Here is an 8809-nt window from a genome sequence, read left to right as displayed (position 1 = left end):
CCCCCGCCGTGCCCCGCCTGCACCTCGTTGCCCGCGCGCGGGTTGGCCAGGAAGGCCGCCAGCTCCGCCTCTCGCACGTGCGGCCGTCCCTCCAGCCGGTGGTGCGTCTGCGTCAGCGCCAGGGGCTGCTGCTCGCCCGTGGCCCGCACCGTGACGCCGGGCACCACGCGCCGCGCGCGCCCGTCCACCACCGCCGACAGCGGATAGCCGTTGACGCCAATCCCGTCCGCGACGCGCCCGGCCCGCGTGCGGCCGTAGCCCACCGCCACCGCGATGACGGAGGGGTGCGTCCCCGCCTGCACCAGCACGGGCACCGACAGCGTCGCGCTCCCCGCCCGCACCTGGACGACGTCGCCGTCCTTCAGTCCCAGCGCCTTCGCGCGGGCCGGGGCGATGCACGCCGGGTTGCCCCACGTCACCTTGGTGATGGGGTCCGCCACCTCCTGGAGCCAGGCGTTGTTCGCGGGAGCGCCATCACGCAGCGCCACCGTGGGGTACAGCACCAATTCCCACTCCGCGGCCTGGCGGGCCACGCCGGCCAGCGCCTTCGCCAGCCCGTCCTCGCGGAAGGCCGGTGCTTCCTCCGAAGCGGCGCTGAGCGTCACCACGCCCCGGCGGAGGGCATCATCCCAGAAGGCGCTGAAGCCCTGCCCCAGGCCGCTCGCACGAGGGAAGACCTCCGCCTCCCAGCGCGCGCGGAGGAAGTCGTAGTGCGGCTGGGGCACGCCCGCCCACTGGAGCAGCGACTCCACGCCGCTGCGCGTCTCGTGCAGCGGCGCCACCGCGGGCTGGCGCAGGGACACGACGCCCCGGCGCACCTCCGCGTCGCCCCACGACTCCAGCGCGGTGGCCTCCGGTGCATGGAGCCCCACGTGCACGGCCGTCTCGTCCCGCCGGTCGCTGGTGGACAGCGTGAGCGGCACGTCCTTCAGCAGCGCCGCCAGCTCCGCGCCGCGCGGGTCGCTGTAGACGGGATTGGCGCCCAGGAAGAGCACCGCGCCCACGGCGCCCGCGCGCAGCTCCGTCAACAGAATCCCCAAGGGCAGCGCGTCCGCGTCCAGCGCAGTGCCGTCCGCCAGCGACACCGTGTGGCCCTCATTGCCCAGCAGCGCGTTGGCGGTGTTGGCCAGCACCTGCGTGGCCACGTCATCGCCGCCCGCCACCACCAGGGCCTCCTGGCGCTGGGCCCACAGCGCGTCCGCGAGCTCCGCCCTCGCGGCCTCGTCCAGCGTCGGCGGCGGCAGCAAAGGCAGTCCCGGCACCTCGCGGCCCGCCTTCACCGCCAGCCGCCGCACCAGGTCCGCCAGCACCAGCGCCAGGTCGGAAGGCGCCACCACGAAGCGGCGGTCCGCGGCGGCGCCGGTGAGCGTCATCACCGGCTCCACCTGGAAGTGCCGCGACATCGTCCGGCGCCGGGCCGCGTCGCGCGACTCCGCGTACTGCCGGGTGAAGGCCACGGGTGACACCCACGTCCCCAGGAAGTCCGCGCCGAAGCTGGCGATGACGGCGGCCTTGTCGAAGCGGTAGTCCGGCACGGCGCGCACGCCGTGCGTGACGCGGTGGGCGTCGGCGATGGCGGACAGCTCGCCCAGGGCTTCGTCGCGCACGGTGCGCGCGGTGGGGTACGCGGCCAGGAAGCGCTTCACGGCCGCCTCCGCCGTGGGGCCCAGGTGCCAGGGCAACACCACACGGATGCCCTTCCCCGCCTCGGTGGCCTCGCGCAGGGCCCGTGTGACGTCCGCGTCCAGGTCCATCCAGGACACGCGCGTGGCGCCGCGGGTGGGGTAGCGGGCGCGGCTCGCGTCGTAGAGCGACAGCACCGACGCCTGGCCCACCGCGCACACGCCGCCGCGCGACACGGGGTGCTCGTCGTTACCCTCTACCTTGATGGGACGGCCGTCGCGCGTCTTCAGCAGCAGGCCGCACCGGGCGCCGCACCCGTCGCAGGTGGACGCGTACCAGAGCGCCAGCCCCGGCGTGACTTCATCCGGGCGCGCCACGTAGGGGATGATTTGCTGCACCGGCGCGCGCTGGCAGGCCACCATGGCCGCCGCGGCGCTCAGGCCCATCAGCTTGAAGAAGTCACGGCGGCTGTTCGCATCCGGAGGCGTGGCGGCGACGCCCACCGGCAGCGGCTCCGTGAACTCATCCCGTGGGAAGGCGCCAAGGTCGCCAGCGCGCTCCGCCAGGCTCTGCCAGTACTTGGGAAGTGGGTCGGACATGGATGGGACTCCTCAGCGGTGGCAGCTCGAACAGTCCGTGGGGGGCTGCAGGATTCGAGGGGCCTTCAGCGGCTCCGGTGCGGGCGCGCCGGACGACAGGGCCAACAGCTCTCCAGCGCGGGGCGCGGAGGGCGGCGGCGCGGACACCTGCTTCGCCGCCGTGTCGCGGTGACAGTCCAGGCACCAGCCCATCGTCATGCGCTCCTGCTGCTCCACGCGCACCATCTCCTGCACGGGCCCGTGGCACGTCTGGCACTCCAGGCCCGCGCCCACGTGGCTGGCGTGGTTGAAGTACGCGTGGTCCGGCAGGCGGTGGATGCGCACCCACGCCAGCGGCGTGTTCTCCGCCACCGCCGCCGCGACCTTCTTGATTTCGGGCGAGTCCGTCTTCACCTGCGTGTGGCAGTTCATGCACACGCTGGTGGAGGGCACGCCGGCGTGGCGGCTCTTCTCCGCGCCCACGTGGCAGTACTGGCAATCCAGGCCGTACTGCCCGGCGTGGACGGCGTGGGAGAAGGCCACGGGCTGCTCGGGCATGTAGCCCTGCTGGTTGTTCACCGGGCCGCTACAGCCCGCCAGGCAGAGCGCGGCCAGCGGGCCCAGCCAGCCAGCGGCCAGGGCGCGGAAGGGAAGGCGAGTCGAGGCGTCTTTCATGACGGGTGTGCCGCCGCGTCAGCGAGCGGTCTCCTCCCGAGGCGTGACGAGCAGGGGCGCGGTGACGGGCTCGGGCCGCGCGCGGATGAAGAGCGCCAGCGCCAGCACCACCATCCCGAACAAGGTGTGGAACTGGACGACGAAGGGCGCCTGCGCCAGCAGCGACGCGTCCGGCTGGAAGGCCAGCACCGAGCGCAGGTACGGCACCACCACATGGACGTACCAGGCCGAGCCCCAGCGCAGCGCCACCGCCAGGTAGAGGCCGGAGCACGACTGCAAGAACAGCAACCCCAGCAGCGCGGCGGTGCGCCACTGCCCTTCCCGCGCGCGGCGCAGCGTCAGGCCCACCAGGCCCCAGGCGAGCAGCAGCGCGCCAATCAGGCTCACCGCCTCCAGCGTGAAGAGGCGGCCCGGCGACGCGTTGAAGGCCTGCATCACCCGCGGCGCCAGCAGCCCCAGCAGGTGGTTGAGGGCCACGATGACGCCCCCCGCCAGGATGGCCCGTCCCGAAGACGTCCAGGGCGTGGGGGCGCTCGCGGGCGCGCGTGCCATCAGCCGGCGCGCCACGCCCGCCACGGCCGCGCCCGCCGCCACGTAGGGGATGGCGGAGAAGAGGGCTTCACTCACGGCTGACCTCGCTGGGTGCGGGCGTTGAAGGCAACGCCCATGAACCCGAGCACCGCGAGCATCCCGACGAGGCCCAGGTAGACAAAGTCCCTGTCCGCGCGAGGCTTGCTGCCGTCGCGCGACACGTCCGCGAGGTACGCCTTGAGGGCGTATTGCTCCTCCTCCTCCAGCGGGGCCTTCGCGTACAGCGCGGCCATCATCGGCGTGTCCAGCTTCGCCAGCAGGGGCCGCATGCCGCGCTCGCCCATGCGCGCGAAGGCGAAGGTGAGGTTGGGCCCCAGCGTGCCGCCGCCCGCCACGCCCAGCCCGCGCACGTCATGACAGCCGAAGCAGGCGGGGCCGCCCTTCGCCAGGGCTTCGGTGCCCTCGAAGAGGCGGCGGCCTCGCGCAATCTCTTCCGACGTCGCGTCCGTGCCCGGCTTCGCCGCGGGCGACGGCTTGCAGCCGCCCAGCCCCTTCCGCGTGCAGTCGCGGAAGAAGGCGTAGAGGGCGCCACGCTCCTCGGGGGAGAGCTGCTGGTCCGGCATGCGGATGCCGTTGAACTGCTTCAGCAGCGCGGTGGCCACCGGGTCGCCCGCGTCGATGACGGCGCCAGGGCTGGTGATGAAGCGGGAGAGCCACGCCTCGTCGCGCCGCTCCATCACGCCGTGCAGGTCCGGCCCCACGCGGTCGCCCTCGCCCACCGTGTGACAGGTGGCGCAGCGCTGCGTGAAGAGCGTGGCCCCTTGCGAGGCGCTCTGTGCTCCCGCCACCGGCGCCGCCACCAGCGCCAGCAGCGGAATGACGGGGACGAGCCCCCGCGTCAGGCGCGGCCGTCCTTCCTGGGCATGTGTCCGCATCGCCGCGTGCCCCTCCTCGAAGGGAGGCCGGGCTCACTGCCCGGCACGCGCGACACGAATTGCAATGCGAGGGCCAGAATGACGAAAGGCCAACACCCAGGCAGACATGCGTGGGGGTTGGCCTGGAGCGCGCAGCATTTGCGCCGCGCGCCGTGATTCAGCGCAGCATTTACCCCGCGCGGCTCACATCGCCGTCGTGGTGAAGACGCCACGGCCAATGGCCATGATGCCGCCGATGATGAAGACGATGGACACGACCACGCCCACCAGCGGCAGCACGAAGGCCGGCTGCGGCTTGCGGCGGTTGATGGACAGCGTCGCCTGCGCCACGCCGGCGGCGAGCACCATCATCACGATGTGCCCGATGAGCGCCGGGTAATAGAAGCGCGTCACCAGCACGCCGACGCCCAGCAGCACCTGGAGCTGGAGCAGCCCGGAGTAGGCCGAGCCCAGGATGCGCCCCAGCTTGTCGAAGGGCTTCCGGGTGGCGAGCCCGTAGGCGAAGTACGCGAGGGCCAGGATGCCAGCCAGCAGCACCAGATAGCGGAGCCCGGAGTGGGCGTAGAAGAGCATTCGGTCCATGGGCCTCGCTGCTTAGCAACGCGCGAGGCGCCGCGCACCTTTCAAGACGGGTCCGGCTTGGGCGTCTTCGCGGTGCTGGGGGGCAGCTCGGGCGGGGCGATGAGCTCCGCGGGAGGCAGCTCCCCCGTGAGGCTCTTGAGGAAGGCGACCAGGTCGTCCACCTCCAGGTCCGTCAGCGTGCGCGCCAGCTGGTGCTTCGCCATCAGCCGCACCATCCGCGGCAGCTCCACCACGCTGCCGTCGTGCAGGTACGGCCCCGTCTTGTCCACGTTGAGGAGCGTGGGCACGCGGAACTTGCCCCGGTCCTCCTCGTTCTTCGTGGCGTCGAAGCGGCCCGCGTCCTTCAGGCCCGGGTAGTCCTCGATGAGGCCCAGCTTCTGGAAGGAGGTGCCGCCCACGGCGGGGCCGTTGTGGCAGGTGGTGCACCCGGTGGTGGCGAAGAGCTGCAGGCCCCGCTGCTCCTGCTCGGTGAGCGCGTCGTGCTTGCCGCCCACGAAGGCGTCGAAGCGCGAGGTGGTGACGAGCTTGCGCTCGAAGGCGGCGATGGCGCGCGCGGCGTTCGCCATGCTCACCGGCTTCTTTTCACCCGGGAAGGCCTCGCGGAAGCGCTTCGTGTACTCCGGGATGGAGGTCAGCGTGGCCAGCACGCGCTTCTCATCCGGCATGGCCATCTCCACCGGGTTGAGGATGGGGCCGGTGGCCTGCGCCTCCAGCGTGTCCGCGCGCCCGTCCCAGAACTGCGCGATGTGCCCGGCCGCGTTGTACACGGTGGGCGAGTTGCGCGTGCCCTTCAGCCCCTTGTGGCCGTCCGACAGCGCCTTGTTGTCCACGCCGAAGGTCGTCAGGCCGTGGCAGGTGTTGCAGGACACGTCGTGGTTCTTCGACAGGCGCGGCTCGAAGTAGAGCATCCGCCCCAGCGTCACCTGGGCGTCGGTGTCCTCGGGCGGAGGCGGCGCGTCCTTGCGCCGGGGCAGCGGCTTGAAGAAGTGCGCGAGCTGCTCGGCCGTCATCGGCTTGGGCGCCGGCAGCGTCTGGGCTTCCGGCGCGGCCACGGGCGCCTCGGCGGGCGGCGGCGTGCGCTCGCACCCCGTGAGCGCACTGACGCCCAGCGCGGACAGCGACAGCAGCGAGACCCACCGGTTCTGAATCATGGAAGCCCTCCACGGCCGCTTCGTTAACGCGGCGCAAGCTACCAGCAAGCGGCCGCGGAGGAATGCCGCGTCGTGACATCCCCGCACGTCCGCTTTCCGGACCCATCAGCCACCGGGCCGCCTCCCCGCTCCGGGAGCACTCGAACGACCAGGGCCGCCTGCGGGAATCCCGACAGCGCGCTACCTCCCAGTCTCAGGCCGCCGTGCGTGCTTCGGCCAACAGGGCGCCTGTGCCTCAGGGCCGGGCGCGCGGCGCATCGAGCGGCATCAACGACACGACGGAGGACGGATGCGGGACGACAGCGGCGGTGGCCCGGTGGAGGACGTGGAGGTGCTGGTCTGCCGGAAGTGCCTGATGAAGGGCGGCGCCCGAGCCGGAGGCCTGGACCTGCCGCGCTGGCTCCAAGGCACGCTCACCGAACGCGGCCTGGGGGAGCAGGTCCGCGTGCTCCCCTCCGGCTGCATGAACCAGTGCCCGCGCGGCAAGGTCACCGTGCTCGTCTCCAGCGCCTCCGGCCGCGGCGGCGCCCTGGTGACGGTGGACCCGAGGCTGCATCGAGAGGAGCTGGTACAGCTCGTCGAACGCCAGGCGCGGGGCGAGCCCGCTCGGCAGGCGCCTGTCCCCAGCGACGTGGAGGCGGAGCGTGACGGGGCGACGTAGCCGCGCCCGCGCCACCAGGGACGGCGTGTCGTCACGGCGGAAGACGAGCCGGTCCACCACGTACGACACCGCGAGCCCGGACGCCGTGCCCACCGCGTCCCACGCCAGGTCCTTCATCGAGAACGTCGTCCCGCGCCCCAGGTCGTAGAGCTCCTTGCCCACCCCCGCGCCCATCGCGAGCCCCGCGCCGGTGAGCCAGCGCGCGTGAGGGTTGTCGAAGAGCAGCGCGCCACCGGCGTACCCCGCGCCCGCGAGCACGAAACACGCGGCGAAGTGCTTGGGCTTGTCCGGCCCCAACCACGCATCTCCAGACGCGGCGCGCGCGCCGAGAGGCGCCAGGGAGACAAGCAACAGCAGGCTGGGCAGCAGGGCATGCAGGCGCATGTCCTTCCCTGTAGCACCACACGACCCGTCAGGGTGCCCTGCCTCTGCGTGAAGGGGGGCGCTGGCGGCTTCATGCGTTTTCGAGACGTGGCCCGAGTCACGGCCTATGCTGGGGACCTCGTGAGTCAACTCGGCCCTGCCTTCACGTTCCAGCGACGAGACCCCCGCCACCCCGGGCTCGACTGCGCGCGCGGGCTCGCGGTGATGGCGATGGTCATTGGCCACACGCTGGACGCGGTGCTGTCGCCAGCCGTGCGTGCGGACGTGTGGGTCCAGCACTACTGGACCTGCCGAGGCATCACCGCGCCCCTGTTCCTGATGGTGGCCGGGTGGGCGGTGGTCGCCGCGCTGGGCTCGAAGCCCACGGCGGCCCGGGACACCTACGGCAAACGGGTGCGCCGCGCGCTGCTGCTCATCTTCCTGGGCTACCTCATGCACTGGCCCGGCTGGTCCACGGTCATCAAGCTGGGGCTGACCGAGGAGATGCTGACGAAGGTGTTCGTCTTCGACGCGCTCCAGTGCATCGGCTTCGCCATCCTGGCGGGCGCCACGCTGCTGGCGGTGACGCCGGGGCGCTGGGGCCGCACCGTGATGCTGGTGGCGGTGGCGGTGGGCATTCCGCTGGTGAGCGTGAGCGTGCGGGCGATGAGCGAAGGCCTGCCCGGGCCGCTGACCCAGCTCATCGGCACGGGCGGCACCAGCCGCTTCGCCTTCTTCCCCTGGGCCAGCTACTTCTTCGCGGGCGCCGTGGCCGCGAGCCTGCTGGGCACCCTCCGCCCGGGCGTGCCCCAGGGACTGGCGCTGCTGATACTGGGCAGCGGGCTCTTCTGGTTCATGCGCGCGCAGCCCCAGGACTGGGGCCCCGCCAGCGCGTGGCTGGTGGCCTACCGCGTGGGCCAGGGGATGATGGTGCTGGGCGCGGTCAACATCCTGCCGCGCAAGGTCAGCGGCCTGCTGGCGCCCCTGGGCCGCCTGTCGCTGTGGGTCTACGTGCTGCACCTGCCCATCGTGTACGGCTGGTCCAGCTACGCGGGCCTGTCCAGCCGCGTGGGCCAGACGCTGACGCTTCCGGAGGGACTGGGCATCGGCGTGTCGCTGCTGGTGGCGTGCGCCCTGGTGGCCCGGCTCGGGACGTGGCTGAGGGACCAGGCCCGGCCGTGGCGCACCGGCTCCACCACGCTGGAGGCCAGCGTGGGCAGCCTGGGGCCGCGCGGGAGCTGACGTCCGGGCGGCGCGTCAGCTCCGCCTGGGCTCCTCCTCGGTGAACTCGGCGTCCACTTCCGACTGCGGGCCCTGGGGCCGGCGGGCCCCGGTGCCGCCGGCGTCCGGCTCCAGGACACCGGTCCGCGGCGAACGCGGCGCGGGGTCTCCGGGAAAGGGGCCGCCCACGGAGGCGTGGAAGCCGCCGCCGAAGGTCGTGACGTGCATCGAGCCGTCGCGCACCTTGCGCTCCAGGGTGCGCCGCACGCGCGCGGAGATGAGGCGCCGCACGGGCGGCAGCAGGAGCAACAGCCCCACGACGTCGGTGATGACGCCGGGGATGACGAGCAGCACGCCGCCGGCCAGCACCAGCACGCCGCTGAGGATGCCTTCCTCGGGCACCTGGCCGCGCGCCATGGACTCACGCCAGTGGCGCAGCACCCGCCTGCCCTCCCCCCGGGAGAGCGCGGCCAGGTGCCCGAGGAAGGC

The 8809-nt window shown here is 72.8% G+C and carries 9 protein-coding genes; 1 reads left to right on the top strand and 8 read right to left on the bottom strand.

Annotated elements, in window-relative coordinates; genetic code table 11:
* The 7 genes from G4D87_RS28105 to G4D87_RS28075 form a co-directional block, all read right to left on the bottom strand.
* Positions 1-2222 (bottom strand): TAT-variant-translocated molybdopterin oxidoreductase (locus G4D87_RS28105; protein WP_163785769.1); only part of this gene is annotated, 2222 nt, incomplete at its 3' end.
* 12 nt (positions 2223-2234) lie between these two features.
* Positions 2235-2876 carry a cytochrome c3 family protein gene (locus G4D87_RS28100; protein WP_163785762.1) on the bottom strand — a complete coding sequence of 214 codons (642 nt, stop codon included), beginning with the start codon at positions 2874-2876 and terminating at the stop codon, positions 2235-2237.
* 18 nt (positions 2877-2894) lie between these two features.
* Positions 2895-3503, bottom strand: coding sequence for a respiratory nitrate reductase subunit gamma (locus tag G4D87_RS28095; RefSeq protein WP_163785760.1), 609 nt, complete (start codon positions 3501-3503; stop codon positions 2895-2897).
* A complete protein-coding gene (locus G4D87_RS28090; RefSeq protein ID WP_205507754.1) occupies positions 3500-4342 on the bottom strand; it encodes a c-type cytochrome in 843 nt (280 codons plus the stop codon). Before G4D87_RS28090 ends, G4D87_RS28095 begins: the two co-directional genes overlap by 4 nt.
* 183 nt (positions 4343-4525) lie before the next feature.
* A complete protein-coding gene (locus G4D87_RS28085; protein ID WP_090490155.1) occupies positions 4526-4924 on the bottom strand; it encodes a hypothetical protein in 399 nt (132 codons plus the stop codon).
* Positions 4925-4965: 41 nt separating this feature from the next.
* Positions 4966-6075, bottom strand: coding sequence for a cytochrome-c peroxidase (locus G4D87_RS28080; protein ID WP_163785758.1), 1110 nt, complete (start codon positions 6073-6075; stop codon positions 4966-4968).
* Positions 6076-6310: 235 nt separating this feature from the next.
* A complete protein-coding gene (locus G4D87_RS28075) occupies positions 6311-7120 on the bottom strand; it encodes a YfiM family lipoprotein (protein ID WP_163785756.1) in 810 nt (269 codons plus the stop codon).
* Between the two features lie 72 nt (positions 7121-7192).
* On the opposite strand from G4D87_RS28075, the gene G4D87_RS28070 reads away from it, so the two are divergent.
* Entirely contained in the window at positions 7193-8341 is a 1149-nt protein-coding gene (locus G4D87_RS28070; RefSeq protein ID WP_163785753.1) for an acyltransferase family protein, read from the top strand.
* A gap of 15 nt (positions 8342-8356) precedes the next feature.
* Here the strand turns inward: G4D87_RS28070 and G4D87_RS28065 are convergent.
* Positions 8357-8809, bottom strand: a 453-nt coding sequence (locus tag G4D87_RS28065) for an FxsA family protein (RefSeq protein ID WP_163785751.1), incomplete at its 5' end; no start/stop codon positions are given.

Origin of the sequence: Myxococcus vastator, assembly GCF_010894475.1 — a bacterium.
Lineage (GTDB): Bacteria > Myxococcota > Myxococcia > Myxococcales > Myxococcaceae > Myxococcus > Myxococcus vastator.
The sequence above is the reverse complement of the archived record's forward strand: the minus strand, read 5'-3'. Positions and strand labels throughout refer to the sequence as shown.